Annotated in this window: 15 protein-coding genes and 1 pseudogene; 10 read left to right on the top strand and 6 right to left on the bottom strand. The window is 69.7% G+C overall.

Translation table 11 applies throughout. The features are described from left to right. Positions 1-39: 39 nt before the first annotated feature. On the bottom strand, positions 40-525 hold the full coding sequence (locus ACFO0C_RS15090; protein ID WP_378067230.1) for a GNAT family N-acetyltransferase: 486 nt from the start codon (positions 523-525) through the stop codon (positions 40-42). Positions 526-793: 268 nt separating this feature from the next. On the opposite strand from ACFO0C_RS15090, the gene ACFO0C_RS15085 reads away from it, so the two are divergent. The 5 genes and pseudogenes from ACFO0C_RS15085 to ACFO0C_RS15065 all read left to right on the top strand — a co-directional run bounded on the left by ACFO0C_RS15085 (position 794) and on the right by ACFO0C_RS15065 (position 5,473). Further along, positions 794-1,435, top strand: a complete 642-nt coding sequence (locus ACFO0C_RS15085) for a hypothetical protein (protein ID WP_378067229.1) — start codon at positions 794-796, stop codon at positions 1,433-1,435. Between the two features lie 26 nt (positions 1,436-1,461). After that, positions 1,462-1,650, top strand: a pseudogene (locus ACFO0C_RS15080) (VOC family protein); the annotation flags it as partial. A 54-nt stretch (positions 1,651-1,704) separates the two neighbouring features. Continuing rightward, positions 1,705-3,165: a GGDEF domain-containing protein gene (locus ACFO0C_RS15075; protein WP_378067228.1), complete on the top strand. Its 1,461-nt coding sequence runs from the start codon at positions 1,705-1,707 to the stop codon at positions 3,163-3,165. Between the two features lie 122 nt (positions 3,166-3,287). After that, positions 3,288-4,478 carry a flavohemoglobin expression-modulating QEGLA motif protein gene (locus ACFO0C_RS15070; RefSeq protein WP_378067227.1) on the top strand — a complete coding sequence of 397 codons (1,191 nt, stop codon included), beginning with the start codon at positions 3,288-3,290 and terminating at the stop codon, positions 4,476-4,478. Further along, positions 4,475-5,473 (top strand): ATP-grasp domain-containing protein, encoded by a 999-nt coding sequence (locus ACFO0C_RS15065; protein ID WP_378067226.1) that lies wholly within the window; start codon positions 4,475-4,477, stop codon positions 5,471-5,473. The genes ACFO0C_RS15070 and ACFO0C_RS15065 overlap by 4 nt, the downstream gene beginning before the upstream one ends. Before the next feature lie 93 nt (positions 5,474-5,566). Here ACFO0C_RS15065 and ACFO0C_RS15060 read toward each other — a convergent pair whose 3' ends face one another. Further along, positions 5,567-6,145, bottom strand: a complete 579-nt coding sequence (locus ACFO0C_RS15060; protein ID WP_378067225.1) for a hypothetical protein — start codon at positions 6,143-6,145, stop codon at positions 5,567-5,569. A 221-nt stretch (positions 6,146-6,366) separates the two neighbouring features. Between ACFO0C_RS15060 and ACFO0C_RS15055 the strand changes: the two genes are divergently transcribed. Continuing rightward, positions 6,367-7,746 carry a hypothetical protein gene (locus ACFO0C_RS15055; RefSeq protein WP_378067224.1) on the top strand — a complete coding sequence of 460 codons (1,380 nt, stop codon included), beginning with the start codon at positions 6,367-6,369 and terminating at the stop codon, positions 7,744-7,746. Here ACFO0C_RS15055 and ACFO0C_RS15050 read toward each other — a convergent pair. Together ACFO0C_RS15050 and ACFO0C_RS15045 are read right to left on the bottom strand one after the other, a co-directional pair. After that, positions 7,719-8,729: a tetratricopeptide repeat protein gene (locus tag ACFO0C_RS15050; RefSeq protein WP_378067223.1), complete on the bottom strand. Its 1,011-nt coding sequence runs from the start codon at positions 8,727-8,729 to the stop codon at positions 7,719-7,721. The two genes, ACFO0C_RS15055 and ACFO0C_RS15050, sit on opposite strands and share 28 nt — an antisense overlap. A gap of 144 nt (positions 8,730-8,873) precedes the next feature. Beyond that, positions 8,874-9,599: a creatininase family protein gene (locus tag ACFO0C_RS15045; RefSeq protein WP_378067222.1), complete on the bottom strand. Its 726-nt coding sequence runs from the start codon at positions 9,597-9,599 to the stop codon at positions 8,874-8,876. Positions 9,600-9,655: 56 nt separating this feature from the next. On the opposite strand from ACFO0C_RS15045, the gene ACFO0C_RS15040 reads away from it, so the two are divergent. The 3 genes from ACFO0C_RS15040 (at position 9,656) to ACFO0C_RS15030 (ending at position 12,760) form a co-directional block, all read left to right on the top strand. Beyond that, complete coding sequence (locus ACFO0C_RS15040; RefSeq protein ID WP_378067221.1) at positions 9,656-11,374, top strand: hypothetical protein; 1,719 nt, start codon at positions 9,656-9,658, stop codon at positions 11,372-11,374. A 199-nt stretch (positions 11,375-11,573) separates the two neighbouring features. Then, complete coding sequence (locus ACFO0C_RS15035; protein ID WP_378067220.1) at positions 11,574-12,383, top strand: hypothetical protein; 810 nt, start codon at positions 11,574-11,576, stop codon at positions 12,381-12,383. 5 nt (positions 12,384-12,388) lie between these two features. Continuing rightward, complete coding sequence (locus tag ACFO0C_RS15030; protein ID WP_378067219.1) at positions 12,389-12,760, top strand: GntR family transcriptional regulator; 372 nt, start codon at positions 12,389-12,391, stop codon at positions 12,758-12,760. Here the strand turns inward: ACFO0C_RS15030 and ACFO0C_RS15025 are convergent. Beyond that, positions 12,753-13,277, bottom strand: a complete 525-nt coding sequence (locus ACFO0C_RS15025) for a GNAT family N-acetyltransferase (protein ID WP_378067218.1) — start codon at positions 13,275-13,277, stop codon at positions 12,753-12,755. The genes ACFO0C_RS15030 and ACFO0C_RS15025 overlap by 8 nt on opposite strands. Before the next feature lie 104 nt (positions 13,278-13,381). Between ACFO0C_RS15025 and ACFO0C_RS15020 the strand changes: the two genes are divergently transcribed. Beyond that, positions 13,382-14,524, top strand: a complete 1,143-nt coding sequence (locus tag ACFO0C_RS15020; protein WP_378067217.1) for a peptidase — start codon at positions 13,382-13,384, stop codon at positions 14,522-14,524. A gap of 44 nt (positions 14,525-14,568) precedes the next feature. Here the strand turns inward: ACFO0C_RS15020 and ACFO0C_RS15015 are convergent, their stop codons facing one another. Continuing rightward, positions 14,569-16,053 (bottom strand): alpha/beta fold hydrolase, encoded by a 1,485-nt coding sequence (locus ACFO0C_RS15015; RefSeq protein ID WP_378067216.1) that lies wholly within the window; start codon positions 16,051-16,053, stop codon positions 14,569-14,571. Positions 16,054-16,116: the final 63 nt, after the last annotated feature.

The raw sequence follows: 16,116 nt of genomic DNA, 5'->3' as shown, positions 1-16,116 counted from the left end.
ACCAAATGTAGGGTGGCCGGCGTGCGGCTTCGAGGCGAATCAGATGTCGAGTTGGTACCGCTGCTCGAGGCGGCCGCTTCTCGGGTGTGGAGTGGGATCGCCGTACGGAGTCCAGCCGAGGTGCTCGTACAGGCGGACCGCCCGCTCGTTGTCGGTGTAGACGGCGAGCTCGGCACGGGTGAAACCGGCGCCGGCCAGATGTGAGGGGATCTCCGCCAGCAGCTCCCGGCCGACGCCTCGGCCCCAGCTGCCGGGGTGCACTCCGAGGTACCGGATCTCCGCGGTCGACCCGCTCGGCGGAACCGGTTCGACGGCGGCGAAACCGATGATCCGGTCGTCGTCGGCCACGACCAGCAGCAGTGATCTGGGGGAACTGTCGACCACCGCCTGGATGACGGGCCGGGCCAGGTCCAGTGGCGCGACCTCGGCCTCACCGTCGCGGGCAGCCGTCGTCGCGGCCCAGATGGCGGCCGCCTCGTCCACGAATTGCCCGCGAAGCGCCACCCGTACCCGTGCGTTGATCATTGAATCAGTCTGCCCTTGACGGCCCTCGGTGGCGACCGGATTTGGTCAGCGCACGGCCGCTGCCGCAGCCGGGCGAACCGGCGGATGGATGCCGCTTCCGGGGACGCCCGATCGGGTGATGTCGATGTCCGAAAGGGAGGATGCCGGCTGCGACGTCGGCGGGATTGTCCGGCCGAATGAGCGACGCGGGGCGGGTGGGGCGAGTTCGCATAATGGGCGGCGCCGGATGGGGCTGCCGCCGGCGAACCGACGTTCGTCCATCTCGGAGGTGGTTGCCATCAGCGCGTCCTCGACTCCCCCGGAAGCCGCTCGCCGGAGCCGTATCAGTCTCGGCTTCCTGGGTGAGCAATCGGTCACCGGGGTGATCGGCGTGCTCGCGCTGATGGCGACGATAACCGGGGTGGTGATCGCCTATCTCGACTGGCAGAACAATCTGGCGAACAACCCGCAGCCCGTGCCCTCGTCGTCGAGCCCGTCGCCGTCGTTGTCGCCGTCGCCGTCGTTGTCGCCGTCGCCGTCGGCCAGTCCGACGCCACTGCGGGACCTGAGCTATCAGCTGAGCGCCGAGGCCACCGGCCCACGGGTCGTCGAGGTCACCGCGAACGCTTCCGGCCAGCCCGAGGACGGGCTGACCTATTGGTTCATCCTGGAGATCACCTGGGACGACGGCAACGTCGACTACTATCCCCGGCGCAAGTTGACCGCCAATTCGGCGGCCTTCGACCTGACCCTTCCGGCCGAAGCCGAAACCAGGTTCACCCGGCGGGGCCGCGTCTACGCCATGGACGCACGCGAGTCCAAGGAGGCACAGATCCGTCTGGACCGGCAGTCCGGTTCGAAAGAGGACGACTTCTTCGGCGAGGCGACCGGCAAGACGGTGTCGAACGTGGTCACCCTGCCGTTCGGCTGAATCTGATCCCGCGCATGGAGCGATACCGGCCGCACGTGGACCTCAAACCCACCGATCGCACCCGCGACGAGGAGGTCAGCCGCCTGCTCGGACTCGGCGCCGGTCTGGTGGCCGACCACCGGCGGGCCGACGGCACCGGCTGGGTCACGCTCGCCGACCCCGAGGGCAACGAGTTCTGTGTCGAGCGCTCCGACACCGAACGCGGAGGCCATTGACGCGAGGGAACAGCTGTTCTCAAGTCCGGGCCGGGACGGCCGATGATGCAGATCATGAGAATCGGCGGGCGGCGCGGGGCCGGTGTGCATGGCAACCTCGTGCACGCCGGCTTCGTCCTGCTGGTTCTCGTCGCGGTCGCCGCGTGGGCGTTCGGCGGGCTGGCCGTACGCCTAGGTGTCGTGACCGTGATCGGCGCGATGCCGGCGGCCGGGATCGCTGTCGGACTGCGGATCAACCGGATCGTGAACCGCACCGCCTGGTACCTGTTGCTCGCCGCGTCGATGCTGTTCAGCGTCTTCAACTACCTGTGGTTCGTTCAGCTCGGCCTCGGCTGGGAGGTCGGGGCCGACGGTCCGGCCAACCTGATTCTCCAGGTGCTCGCCTACGGGAGCATCATGCTGTCGGCGTTGCAGGTGATCCGTAAACACGGCGAGGGTGACCGCGGCGGCATCATCGACGCGACCCTGCTCGGCCTGGGCCTGATCACCCCGGTGTGGGAGTTCGTGCTGCGCCCGCACCTGCTCCAGCTGGAAGTGTCCGGCCCCAACCAGGGCATCTATCTGCTCAAGATGCTGCTGCTGATGGGCACCCTCGGCGCGCTGCTGCGGATCGCGCGGACCGCCGGCACCGCCCGTACGTCGCTGATCTACTTTTTCCTCAGCATGGGCTCGACCGTCATCAGCGTGGTCTCGTCGTTGCTGTCGACCCGGCCGGGAAGTGACTACTACTCGCCGTTCGTGGACCTGTTCGCGATGATCGGCTATCTCGGGCTGGCCGCGGCGGCGCTGCACCCGAGTTCCACCGAGTTCACCCAGCCGGCCGGATGGCGCCGGAGGCGTCTGCGTCCGGTACGGCTGTCCCATCTCGGGGCGGTACTGGCGCTGGTGCCGGTGGTCGGCAGCGTTCCCGAACTGTTCGGCGGGACGACCGACAATCTGCTGCTGACGTTCGGCACGCTGCTGGTGATCCCGCTGGTCGTCTCGCGGATCGGCCTGCTGATGGCGGAACGGACCGCCGATCAGGAGGCACTGCGCTACCAGGCACACCATGACGAGCTGACCGGTCTGGTCAACCGCCGCCGGTACTTCGCCCTGCTGGAACAGGCTATCGAAACAGGCGCCGGCGTCGCGGTCCTCTACTGCGATCTCGACAGATTCAAAGCGATCAACGATGCGTACGGCCATGAGGCGGGCGACGAGGCTCTGCGTGTGTTCGCGGACCGGCTGCGCCGCATCATGCGGGACGAGGATGTCGCGGCCCGGATCGGAGGCGACGAGTTCCTGGTCCTGTGCTCCGGCGCGACGCCCGGCGACGCGGACACGCTGAGGCGCCGGATCGAGGACGCGACCCGGTCACCGGCCGTCTGGCAGGGTCATGAACTGTCCTTCGGGGTGACGGTCGGTGTCGCGTACGGAAGCGGCCCGGACACGACCGCCGACGCCCTGATGTCCGCGGCCGACGCCGACATGTACCGGCACAAGACCGCGAGGCGGGCCGCACCTTCCGTGGCGTGATCCCATCCCAGCGGTTTCCTTGCGCCGGCCATGACGGCATGGTCCTGGTGCGGTTCCCTCCCCCGGGCGACTCGCGGCGCTCCGGAGTGCGCCCGAGGTTGCCCGAGGGCCCAGGTGGGCATGTGCCTCCTGTGAACTCCGCGACGGCACAGCTGAAGCCCGCTCTGGACATCGACGCACGCCTCGCTGAGATCGAACGTGGCGTCGACCTTCTCCTCAACCTCACGCCGGTCAACGCGACGGAGGCATGGGCCGACTTCGAGCTCAGTGACTTCCGTACCGTACCGACGCTTCGCCTGAGGCCCTTGGGTTTCGATCCTGACCTGGCACGCAGAGATCTGTACAACCTCGAGATCGAGAACGTCACCGACCCCGCTCTGCACACGCTTCTGCGCACGAAGCGGGACGAGATCGCGCGACAGATCACGGCGCTGGAGGACCGCGACACCTCCCGTTTCGTGAACGGGTCTCTACAGCTCTACGGCGGGATCAGCCCGACCCTGACGGCAGCCGCCGAAGCCCTGCTCGAAGCCATCCCCGCGCAGTCGCCGACCGCGCCCAGTGTCACCGCCGGGGCGTTCGCCGACGCGGCGCGCACGGAGATGGAACGCTATCGCGCCGTGTATCCGGACTTCCCGGTGCACGTCGACATCCGTGACGACGTCTCCGAACTGATGGTGTCGTTCGGCCGGCTGCTGGTCCCCGAGTCCGCCGTGTTCCGCGCCGACCGCGTCGAACCGCTGCTGCACCACGAGGTCGGCACGCACGTGGTCACCTATCAGAACGGCGCCCGGCAGCCTCTGCGACTGTTGACCATCGGACTGCCCGGCTACGACGAGACCCAGGAGGGTCTCGCGGTGCTCGCCGAGTACCTGACCGGAGGCCTGGACCCGCGGCGGCTGCGCGTCCTCGCGGCCCGGGTGGTGGCCGTCGGCGACATGCTCAACGGCGCGGGATTCCTCGACATCTTCGAGACGCTGCAAGTCAAGCACCGGATACCACGCAGAACCGCGTGGATCATCGCCATCCGGGTCGTCGTCGCGGGCGGTTCGGTCAAGGACGCGATCTACCTGCGGGGCGTCAGCCGTCTCCTCGAGGCGTTCGCGGACGGCGTCAGTCTCGACGCGCTGCTGGTCGGCAAACTCGCCCTCGACCACCTTCCGCTGATCCAGGACCTCCTCGACCGCGAGGTACTCCAACCGCCGTGGATCCGTCCCCGCTGGCTGGACGCACCCGGCGCCCAGGAGCGTCTCGCCAGGCTACGTACCGGCACGACGGTCATGGACCTCTACGAAGGAGAGGCATCGGCATGAAGCTCGCGTTCTTCGTCAATGACGTGGCCACCGAGATCGATGAGTACGCCACCACGCGGCTGGCGCGGGCCGCAAGCCGCGGCGGCCACCAGGTCTGGTACATCGGGGTCGGCGACGTCGAGCTCGGCGAGAGCGACGGACAGCTCGTCGCCAACGCGCATGCCGCGGTGTACCAGGAGGGCGACGCCCTGGAGACCTACCTGAAGGCCATCCAGGACCGCGACGCCGAGCGTGTCGTCATGGACGACCTCGATGCCCTGTTCCTGCGCAACGAGTCGATCGACGACCTCCAGCAGCGGCCGTGGGCGAGCCCGCTCGGCGCGGTCTTCGGCCAGATGCTGAAAGCACGCGGCGTGACGGTGGTCAACGACCCGATGTCGCTCATCCGCGCGACCAGCAAACTCTACCTCGAGGAGTTCCCCGAGCAGATCCGCCCGCGATCACTCGTGACACGCGACCCCGCGGCGATCGAACGTTTCGTCGCGGCGGTCGGCCGCTGCGTGATCAAGCCGCTGTACGGGGCGAAGGGCCGGAACGTGTTCATGGTCGGGGACGTGACGGAACAGAATCTCGCCCAGATCACCGAAGCCGTTCTGCAGGACGGTTACGCCCTGGTTCAGGAGTTCGTTCCCGGCGGCGAGGACGGTGACGCCCGGATCTTCCTGCTCGAGGGCAGTCTGCTGGAGCAGGGCGGAAAGGCCGCCGCATTCCGGCGGGTGCCCACCGGCAACGACCCGAGGGCCAACATCAGCAAGGGGGGCCAGCCGGTTCCGCTGGAGATCGGCGAGGTGGAACGCGGCATCATCGCCGCGATGAGCGACAAACTCATCGCGGACGGCATGTTCTTCGTCGGCGTCGATGTGATCGGCGGCAAGGTGGTGGAGATCAACGCGGAGAGCCCGGGCGGCCTGCAGAGCGTCGAATGGCTGTACGGGATGGACGTCTGCGAGACGGTCATCTCGGCCTTGGAGCGCCGGGTCCACGCACACCCCTGACCGCCGCCTGTTTCCTGCCCGGTCCTTCCTGCGTGCCGCGGTGAACCTGACGGTGCGCGGGAAGGCCGGTGCAACCCTGCTCAGCCGGGCTGGTCAGATGCAGGTATCGGTGGCTTCCAGACGGCCGGTCACCCACGACATCGCCCGTTCGCTCCCGTGCCGGCCGGTGTTGAAGCTCAGCAGACAGAGCCGGCCGATCGGCACCGCCGCGAGCAGTGCGCCTTCCGGTGCCGGATCCCCGGGCCGCGCGATCCGCACGCTGGAGTCGCGGTAACCCAGTCCGGCCAGCGCGGCGCCGACGTCCGCAACGTCCTCTTCCGAAGGCCGGTACGGAGCGAACGCTTCACGACACTGCTGGGATTCAGCAGAGACAACACAGGCAGGAATGTCGAGAGCAGTCGAGACGTCGATCTCGGCGGCCGAGGTGTCGACCTCCATTTCCTGCTCCGACAGCCGCACACGCCGGTCCCGATCCACTTCGGGATAATCACAGAAGTGGGAGCCGACGGGTTCCTCGCAAACGGTAGCCCGGACCTCCGTGGCTTTCACCTGATCATCAACCGATTGCACGGGCTCGGACCCTTCGGAAGAAAGCTGCGAGAGGGCAACCGCGGAGCCGAACGACACCACTACCACCGCAACGGAAGCAGCTACCGGCCACGGAACGCGCACCAAGCCAGAATATCCGCCTCGTGGGACTCGCGCCGAAACTGCCGAACCGGGCCCGGAACAGCCCGAGCCGGCCTACGCTGGTTTCGCCATTAAGGTAAGCAAGGGGGAATCACATTGAAAGGGCTATCGGAACAGCGGAAGCGTCCGACGACGGCCTGAAACCATCACCCCCTGGCGAAAGCTCTTCATTTTACTTTTCTTTTCAAGCCGAAGGATTTGTCATGCGTGCCTTTGCTGCCGCACTTTTCGCCATCGGGCTCACGATCGGCGGCGTCGGTGGCGCTCCGGCGTCGGCCGCGCCACGAGATTGGCGGACGACCGGTCTGCATCCGATCGGGCAGCCGATCGAGGTGGGTGGGGTCGCGGTCGGCTACCTGGTCCGGGACAGGCATCTCTATGCCCGGGCGATGCGGCCCGAGAGCGGTGAGGTGCTCTGGGAACGCGAGATCACCCCGAGCCGGCAGACGGCCGGCATCCTGATCCTGCCGGCGAAGGCCGGCGACAACGTGGTCCTGCTGGAGCCGCGGCCGCAGAGCGGGAAGAACTGGGCGAGCCTGGCCATCATCGAACCGGTCACCGGGCGGGTGCTGCAGAACAGCCGGCCGGCGATCTTCCGGACCACACCGTACGGCTGCTTCGACGACGAGGCCGCCTGTGCCATGTCGGTGCCGTTCAAGGGTGGGGTGCGAAAGGAGTACCGGCTCGACTCGATGACCGGCGCCTTCACACCGAATCCGGCTGATCTCGCTTCCGCCCGTACCGTCGGGGAGGGTGGCCTGATGGAGTTGGGCATCCGCCCGGAGGAGCCGCTCGCTCTGGTGCGCGACGGGGAGATCCAGTGGAGGAGGCCGATCGGCGATGCTTTCCCCACGGGCTACAGCACCGACAACGGCTGGAACTGGATGCACGCTGAGGAGGAGGGCGTCTTCGCGGGGTCGGTCTACGGGCCTGGTACGTGGACGGCCGATGCCGTGTCCATCGACCTGAGCAAGGGGGCTAGCGCGGGACTCGACGAACGCACCGGGGCTGTCCTGTGGCGTGACAACGGTAGCGAGGTGGGCTGCGACTACAGCCTGTCGCTGCGGGGTGAGCCGGTCCGCTGCCGTTCCCGGGGCACCGTCCGGTATGAGCACAAGGTGCAACGGGAGTCGTTCAAGGACGTCGACGTCACGCTGGAGGGTTTCGACCCGCGTACCGGTAGGACGCGCTGGTCGATCCCGGCCGGCCCGGCCACCGCCCTGATCAGTTTCCTCACATCGACGCCGGTCGCCGGGGCTCGCAGCATCCTCGCCGATCTGCCCGCCGGCAAACGGAAGATCGACCTCGCCGACGGAAGTCTCACGGTGCCCGCGCCCGGTGAGGTGTTCTGGTGCCTGACCCGCTCCCGGTTCGACTTCCACGAGGGGTACACGTCCGACGAGTTCCCCGAGAGGTTCGACCGCGTGGGAGACAACCTGGCCACCGCCTGCACCGCGGACGGAAAGCCGGCCCGGTCGGGCAAGCCGTCGGCGGAGGCGACCAAGGCTGTCGGCGCGACCGCCAACGGTTACTCCGTGGTCGCCACGATCGACGGCTACCGGGGTATCGCGGTCGGCGGGTGAGCGTGCGTGTCCACGCGGCCCCGCCAGTGGCCGAGTTGGTGAACGGTCGCGAGGGTGTCCGGATGGTCGGGACCTAGGACCCGGAGCCGGTCGTCCAGAAGCTGCTCGAAGGCGTCGGCCGCCGCCACCGGGTCTCCGGCCTCGCCCTGCCATCGGGCCAGGCCATGACGGGCAGCCAGAGTACGGCGATGATCCGTGCCGAACATCCGGACATAGACCGGCAGAAGTTGCTCGAAGGTGGCCGCCGCAACCGCCGCATCTCCGGCCTCGCCGGTCCATCGCGCGAGGCCGTAGCGGATGTCCAGAACGAACCGGTGACCATGCCCGAACATCCGGGCGTAGTCGGCGAGCAACTGTTCGAGAGCGGTGGCAGCGCCCGTCGGGTTCCCGGCCTTCCCGGTCCAGTAGGCGAACTTACTGCGCGTCATCAGGGCACCCCGGTGGCCGGTCCCGAGTCGCCGGGCTGCTTCGGCGCTCAGCTGCCGGAAGTAGTCGCGGGCGGCGGCGACCTGCCCTATCTGGCCGAGGCTGTCGCCGGCTCGGACCAATACCGGGTGTACGGCGGGCGTGCCGGTCCGCAGCTGCCAGAGGTGTTCTCCGCCGGCTACCGCGAGCGCGGCGGTGTTGGCGCGGAGCAGGTGGCCGAGATGGGCGGTGGCGTGGTTGTTCTCGATGTGTGGCCACAACTGCACGAGAGCGTCAGCGGCGCAGAATGTCGACTCGCGCCGGTCCCGCGAGGGTGCCGCCTCGGCGGCCACCCGCTGGACGAGTGCGTGGACACGCATCAGGGTGATACCCGTGTCGGGATCACGGGTGGTGTCGGCCAGCCCGTACCGGTGAAGGGTCCGGATGGTGTCGGCGGCGTCCTCCGGATCCACGCCGGCACCGCGCTGTTTCCGGTAGTGGCCGAGGGCCGCCGGAGTGTTGAAGAATTCGGTGGGGATGCCGTTGGGGTCCAGCAACGCCGCCACCCGCAGCACCACCGTGGCCAGCCCGCCGGAGGCGGAGTCAGCGAGTTCGATGGACAGGTCCCAGGTGCCGGCGACCGCGTGTCGTTGCTCGTCGGGCAGGACGCTCGGGGATGGCCTACCGCGGCGGAGGCCGCGTAGGAGGCGAAAGGCCGGCGCTCAGCGGGTGTCCGATGGCTCGGTGAGCACGCGGAGGTGGGCCGCGAACGACTCGGTGAGGCTGGCGAGTAACGCTTCGCCCTTTGCGGCCGTGCCTGCGGACGGGCTGCCGACGACACCGTGTGACGTGTAGGCGGCCATGCCCTCGACCAGCAGAAACGGGCGCTCGTCGGCGACGTGGTCCGAGGACGGGGCGCCATCGCGTACGGACGAGGGCAGCACCGCGGACAGAATCGAGACCTCGAGTTCGCCGGCGTGCATGTCCTCATGGTCACCGGTGACGAGGCCCGCGGCCTGACGCGCCCGCCGCCAGTCGTCGCGTGATGGGAAGAGCGTCATGGACCGTGCCGTCGCCGCGTTCGCCGTCTGCACCACGTTGCCCAGGAAATAGTTCCCGCCGTGGCCGTTGATGATCGCGAGTCTCCGGATCCCCTGGGCACGCAGTGACTCGACCACGTCACCGATGATCGCCGTCACCGTCGTGTGGGACAGGCTCACCGTCCCGGGCCACGCCGCATGTTCGTGGGAACACGACATCGTCACCGGAGGCAGCGCGAGGACGTCGTACGCCTGGGCCACCCGGCCGGCGATCGCGGCCGCGACGATGGTGTCGGTGGCGAGCGGCAGGTAGGGCCCGTGCTGCTCGAAACTCCCGACCGGCAGCACCGCGACAGCGGGCCGCCGCCGGCCCACATCGGCCGTCGTGCCCAGAGGAACCAGGTCCATGGCGCCGATACTCGCAGACCCCGGCCCTGTTGAGCCGCCCGCCTATCGTTCGGCCCATGGCGTTGGAGACTGGCGAGGCACCACAGCGGCCCGCACCGGCGCGGGTGGCCGGCCGCACCCTGGCCGGTGGTGCCGCCGTCGGCGCGCTGAGCGGGATGGCCGCGGCCGCCGTCTTCCTCGGCACGGCGGCGATCCAGCAGAACCCGCCAGGTCAACGACTTCAGCTGTACGCCGCACTGCCGCTCCACATGCTCCTCGGAGCACCGTTCGGGCTGATCTGCGGCCTGATCGGCGCCGTGCTCCCCGCGGTCCTCGCCGCCGCGTTCGCACCCTGGGGGAAGTCCGTGGCCCGGCCGGCCGGAGCCGTGCTCTACGTGACTCCGGTGCTGCTGGCCTCCCTCCTCGGTACCGCCTTCGCGCCGCACGTGGGCGTACTCTGGCCACACCCGACGCTCACCGTCCCGGCCGCGCTCGGCGCCGCCGCCGGTGGTCTCTGGCTCGGCCCGTGGATGCTCGGCGTCACCCCCACCCGCGTCGTCACCCGTCGCGGACTGGTCTGGTCCGCGGCGGCCGCCGTCGTGTTGCTGCTGATCCCGGCGCTGACGTCCGGCGGTCTGCTGGACCGGCGGCCGGGCCAGCGGGTCGAGGTGGTGGCCGGCGCCGGGACCGGGAGCGGGCCGACGGCCGCGGACACCGCCGTACGGGGCCGGCTCGTCGGCATGACGCCCGGCACCGGCGACATCCTGCGCCTGCTAACCGCGCAGGGCCGCGACCACACGCTGTGGACGATCGAAAACGGACGGATCAGCCACGTGCCGGTACCCGGTCTCGACGACGTCGCCGTCGCTCAGGTCGCCCCCGGCCCGAACGGCACCATGTATGCGGCACTGCGCCAGGGCCCCGGCAGTGTGGTGCGGATCGAACCGGAAGGCGGCACGGTGCGGGTGCTCGGTCCCGACCGGGCGGCCTACCAGGGGCCGACCGTTCCGGTGCCGGACGGGACACCGGTCGACGGTGCCTACATCGGTGTGCTCGAAGGTGTCGCGGTCTCCCCCGACGGCCGGTTCCATTTCGCCGAGAATCGGCTCGGCGAGACCACCTACCAGGTCGTCCGCACGGTCCGCGACGGCCGGCTGGTGACCGTTCTCGGACGCGACGCGACCGGTCCGTGGCGCACGGCGAGCGTGCGGGGCGGCTTCCCCGACGGGATCCCGGCGACCGGCCTCACGATCGACTCCGGCTACGTCACACCGATGACGATCAACACCGAGGGCATTCTGTACGCCGCGGTGGGCGCCCGTGGTGTCGTGCGAGTCGGGTCTGACGGAGCCGTACATCCGCTGATCGGTGCTCTGACCCCGGCCACCGCGGACGCCGGGCGTCCGGAGGAACCGTGGAGGGATCGCGGACCCGCGGCGGGGTTGGCGGTCTCGTTGTCCGGCGAGGTCGAGGGCGCGGGCCTGGTCGCCGACGCCGACGGCGCTGTCTATCTGACGAACCGGCGGGGCTTCGACGAGCGGCTGCCCGAGTCGTTCGCCTGGGACGGCATCACCGTCGACGCGCAGCGGGCGGTGGTCGAGCGGGCCCGCAAGGACCGGTGGATGGACGCCGAGACCGAGGTCCTGCGGGTCACGCCGGACGGCCGTGTCGCGACCGTCGCCGGGCAGGCCGACCTGATCGCGGTCGCCGGTGACTGGCTGTACCTGGCGCAGACGTTCCACGACGGCGACGACACCGAGCGGGTGCTCGTCGTCCGTACGCCGATCCCCCGGTAGGTGCGGATCAGCCGGTCGTGCCCGCGGCCCGGGCCCCCGACCACGCCTGCTCGAATTCGTCCCGGGTGATCTCCCATGGCGCCAGCTCCGGATCGTGGAGATCCTCCGGCGGGTTGAGCGCTCAGGCCTACGTTTGACTTGTCTCAAGTCTTGTCGCAACATGGTGAGACAAGGCTTACGACAAGGTGGGGAGGCCGCCATGCCGGGGAAGGTTCGTACGACGGCGTTCGAGATCGCGCGCCTGTGGCTGGCCGCGCGTGGGCTGGCCGATGTCACGCCGACGCCGGGGCTGGTGGCGCGGCTGGCGGTTCGGCGGCGGGTGCGACTGGGGGCCGCCATCCTGCCCGCTGCGTTCCTCGTCGCCATGGCTCTCGTCTACGTCTCCGCGCTGCCGTTCCGGCCCGCCGACGACGGGCTCGGGACGCGGCAGGGCTGGGCACTGGTGGCCCTGACGGTGCTGGTCGCCGGGCTGGTGCTGGGGCTGTCACTGCTGAACCGGTGGGTGCGGCGGGTCGATCAGCAGGCCGCCGCGGAGCTGCCGCGACGGGCCGCCCACTCGGTCCGGCCGGGCTGGCGAACCGTGCTCGGCGTGCCTCGCGCCGCGTTCCTGGTGGTCACCTACGCGGCCGCGGCGGTGCTGGCGATCGCGTCCCTGGTGACGCGCGAGGGCACCGCGAGGTATGCGGCGGTCATCCTGCTCATCGGGCTGTGCGGGGTCGCGGCCGGTACGGCCGTCCAGCTGCGCCACGTGTTCGGCCACCCGGTGGTCGCCGACGACGAGGCCTCGCTGAAGGCGGACTTCCTGATGCGGGTCGAGGATGCGCGCGAGGTGGCCGTGCCGACGGTGGTGTGGTCGTTGCCGGTCGTGTCGGTGTTCGACACCGGGCTCGATCCGTGGAACACCGGCTGGCTCGTCTTCATCATCCTGAGTGCCGTCGCGCTCGTCATGATCACGGCCTGGGACGGGCGCAACGCCCTGCGCGCCCAGCACGGTCCCAGCGCCCGGTGAATCGCATGATCGTCATCGACCCGGCCTCACCCGTCCCACCGTTCGAGCAGCTCCGCGCGCAGCTCGCCGGGCAGATCCAGGACCGCACGCTGGCCGTTGGCACCCGGCTGCCGACCATCCGCCGGCTGGCCGCCGACCTGGGCCTGGCGGTCAACACGGTCGGCCGCGCCTACCGGGAGCTGGAGGAGGCGGGGCTGATCGAGACGCGGGGTGCGGCCGGTTCGTTCGTGTCGGCGGCCGGCGAGCAGGGACGTGAACGGGCCCGGCGCGCCGCCGCCGAGTACGCCGCCGTGATCGCCAGCCTCGGCATCGACACCACCGAGGCCGTCCACATCGTCCAGGCGGCACTGGCTCAGGGCGTTCCGAGGATCAGCTGAGACGCGGAGTCGCGTAGACGTCGACGGTACGGCCGTTGCCCGGCACGGTCGTCCGCCGGTCGAAGATCAGGCCGATCTTCTCCATCACCCGGGCCGAGCGCACGTTCTCCGGATCGCGGATGCTGACCAGCCGCTCCAGTCCCCGATCGACCAGACCGAAACGCAGCGCCGCCCGCGCGCCTTCGGTGGCCAGCCCGGCGCCCCAGAACGAGCGCCCCAGCCGCCACCCGATCTCCACGGCCGGCAGGATCTCGGGCAGGAAGGCCGGCACCGCCAGCCCGACCCAGCCGGTCAGCTCGCCGGTCGCCAGCGACTCGGCCGCGAACAGGCCGAAGCCGTGCTCGTCCCAGTGCTGCCGCATCCGGTCCAGGTGCGCGGCCGTCTCCTCCCGGGTCTGCACCGAACCGTCCCGGATGTAGCGCATCACCTCGGGGTCGGCGTACATCGGTGTCAGGGCGTCGAGGTCGTCGTCTTTCCATTGGCGCAGCAGGAGACGTTCGGTCCGAAGTTCGATCATCCGACGATGATGACCGATTCCCCGCCATTCTTGTTTTAGGAATGTTTAATTATAGACTGTCGTCGATCTACAGATCCCCCGTCCCCGCGTGGAAGGCACTCTGCATGAACGACAACAGGCGTCTGGGCGCCGCTCTCGGCATCGCCGTCGCGCTGGTCATCACCGGCGCTCCCACCCCCGCCACCGCGCAGCCGGCCGCCCCACGGCCGGACATGCGGAAGTTCGAGTTCCCCGCCGAGGCACGCCGGCAGATCCCGCTGGTGCAGGCCGCCGCAACCATCCGCCGCGTCGTCGACCAGGGCGCGAATACCGGTTACGCCGGGATCGAACTCCAGGACGACCGGGTCGTCCTCTGGTGGAAGGGCACGGTTCCCGCCCCGGTCCGCCTGGCCGTCGGCGCCGCGCGGCGAACCGCTCCCGTGCAGATCGGCGGCGCCGCCCACTCCCTGCGCGAGCTGCGTGCGGCGGGCACCCGGCTGCGGACCTCCCTGACGGCCGGCAAACCGCGCATCAAGTACGCCGTGGACGGCAGCCGGGTGGTCGTCGACATGGGCGGGACCGCCGGGTTCACCACAGCGCAGGTTCCGCAGGTGGGGGTGCCGGTCGAGGTGGTCGACCAAGGCGTGCGGGTGCTGACCAGCCGCCGGGACGACTGGCCGCAATGGAAGGGTGGCGCCGACCAGATCAACGGCAACTCCCGCTGCACCACGGGCTTCCCGGTCCGCAACGCCGACGCCGAGTTCATCCTGACCGCCGGCCACTGCGGCAGCAACGGCAACCAGATCCGCGACGGCGTCGGCGAGTTCATCGGCACGTTCACCGGCGACCGCGACGATCACGACATCGCGCTGATCCACACCCCGTCCGGGGCCGACAACCTGATGTACGTCGGCGGCCTGGACAGCAACGTGGTCACCACCGTCGAGGGCTGGGACTGGGTGTTCCCCGGTGAGTACCTGTGCCAGTCCGGGGGTTCCTCGGCGCGCGACACCGGCGGGCCGGTCTGTGGTCTGCGGGTCGAGAAGTTCAACACCGACTCGGGCGACGCCGTCGAGGCCCGGCAGGTGGACGGCCGGCCGGCGGTCCGTGGCGGTGACAGCGGCGGCCCGGTCTTCGGCCCGTCAGCCAGTGGCAACGTGATCGCGAAGGGCATCAACAACTACACGTACGTCGGCAACAACACGATTCTGGGTTTCCAGGACTTCGGCACCGCGACCCGCGACTACGGCATCTGGATCACCGACTGATCCCCGCTGACCGGGCGGTTCGGGCCGCCCGGTCAGCTCCTGACTCATGCCAGCGGTATCCGCAGCCACGAACCGCCACCGATGGTGACCCGGGAATCTCGCTGGTTGGCGTCGGCGTACAGCGGATCCTTGCCGTCGACCACCAGGGCGAGACGATGACCGGGCGGTACGTCGTAGGCGGTCACCTGGAGCGGCAGGTCCACGGTGGTGGCGTAACCCCGCCAGGTGGTCGGGGCGTGTGAGAACAGCTTGCCGAAGCCGAGCGCGTCGAGGTCGTACAGATAGGCGATCAGGGTGCCGGACGGCTGTGACGAGGTGACCGGCGCGTGCAGGTGCGGCACACCGCGCACCTTCCATCCACCGGCCGGTGCCGGGCCGGACACCCATACTCCCGCGTTGCGGCGCGGCACCGCCGGCAGCCACACCACCGGCGGGATGCCGGTCAGGCCCTCGAATCCGTTGGTCAGCAGGGCCAGCCCGCCGTTGGCGGGGGTGTCGGCACCGGCCCGGATCCGCAGTTCCCAGGGACCGGCGGTCTCCGCCGGACTCAGGTCACCGGTGCCGGTCAGGACGGCGCGATCGGTGCGCCCGGTCACGCGCGCCCAGTCCGGGTAGTACTCGACCGCCGGGGAGTTGTGTGGCCGCAGCACGACGCCGGGTTCCTTGCCGATTCCCGTATCGATTCCGCGAAGGTAGAAGTCGAGCCAGCGTCGCACGCTGTCCCAGACGTGGTTCTGGATGCCGGCGAGACCGGACAGTTCCACGGTGGCGTGATCGCCGGGGGCCAGTTCGAGGCGTTTCGGCGTTCGCAGGGCGGTGTAGAGGTCGAGCATCTGGTTGGCGGGGAAGATGCTGTCGCCCATGCCGTGAGCGATCAGCACGGCCGGATTGTTGCGGTTGATCGCCTCGATCGAGTGGCGGACGGACCGCCCCCGGGCCCACCGCTCGCGGCCGTCGGCGTCGCGGTCGGCCCAGTAGTCGTCGAGGATCCGGGTCATCTCGGGTGACGGACGTCCGGCCAGGCGGGCCGCGGTTTGCAGGAACCATGCCGACTGCGGCCGGCGGGTGTCCTGATCCGCCATCGAGGCGGCCAGATCGGCCCAGCCGCTGAGCGAGGCCACCGCCTTGATGCGCGGATCGCGCGCGGCGGTGAGCAGGCTGATCCCACCGCCGTAGGACATGCCGACGATGCCGATCCGGCCGGGGTCGGCGGTGGTGTGCGCGAGAAGCCAGTCGATCGCGCTGGAGGCGTCGGCGATGTCCCTGGGGCCGGCGACGTCGATGGTGCCGCCGGAGAGCCAGAAGCCACGAGCGGTGTACGAGAGGACGACGTACCCGGAGTCGGCGAACTTCCTGGCCTGCGCCAGGTATTGCAGGTCGTTCAGTGCCCAGCTGGCGACGAGAACGATGGCGGGGTGCCGGCCCGGTGTGGCCGGCTCGATGACGTTGGATTTGAGCGTCACCCCATCGGCGGCGGTGATGTCGTTGAACCGGAAGCCGGCGAGTGCCCCCGCCTCAGCGGGTCTCACCACGAGTACGGACATCACGAGTAGCGACAGAATTACCGCAAGTCGGCGCATTGAGGAACCCGC

The organism is Actinoplanes subglobosus (assembly GCF_042650585.1).
Classification (GTDB): Bacteria; Actinomycetota; Actinomycetes; order Mycobacteriales; family Micromonosporaceae; genus Actinoplanes; species Actinoplanes subglobosus.
The sequence above is the reverse complement of the archived record's forward strand: the minus strand, read 5'-3'. Positions and strand labels throughout refer to the sequence as shown.

Coding starts and splice junctions, on each gene's coding strand:
- ACFO0C_RS15040 (WP_378067221.1), top strand. CDS start 9,656: ATGGCGTTGGAGACTGGCGAGGCACCACAGCGGCCCGCACCGGCGCGG.
- ACFO0C_RS15020 (WP_378067217.1), top strand. CDS start 13,382: ATGAACGACAACAGGCGTCTGGGCGCCGCTCTCGGCATCGCCGTCGCG.
- ACFO0C_RS15090 (WP_378067230.1), bottom strand. CDS start 525: ATGATCAACGCACGGGTACGGGTGGCGCTTCGCGGGCAATTCGTGGAC.
- ACFO0C_RS15030 (WP_378067219.1), top strand. CDS start 12,389: ATGATCGTCATCGACCCGGCCTCACCCGTCCCACCGTTCGAGCAGCTC.
- ACFO0C_RS15075 (WP_378067228.1), top strand. CDS start 1,705: ATGAGAATCGGCGGGCGGCGCGGGGCCGGTGTGCATGGCAACCTCGTG.
- ACFO0C_RS15065 (WP_378067226.1), top strand. CDS start 4,475: ATGAAGCTCGCGTTCTTCGTCAATGACGTGGCCACCGAGATCGATGAG.
- ACFO0C_RS15055 (WP_378067224.1), top strand. CDS start 6,367: ATGCGTGCCTTTGCTGCCGCACTTTTCGCCATCGGGCTCACGATCGGC.
- ACFO0C_RS15035 (WP_378067220.1), top strand. CDS start 11,574: ATGCCGGGGAAGGTTCGTACGACGGCGTTCGAGATCGCGCGCCTGTGG.
- ACFO0C_RS15025 (WP_378067218.1), bottom strand. CDS start 13,277: ATGATCGAACTTCGGACCGAACGTCTCCTGCTGCGCCAATGGAAAGAC.
- ACFO0C_RS15045 (WP_378067222.1), bottom strand. CDS start 9,599: ATGGACCTGGTTCCTCTGGGCACGACGGCCGATGTGGGCCGGCGGCGG.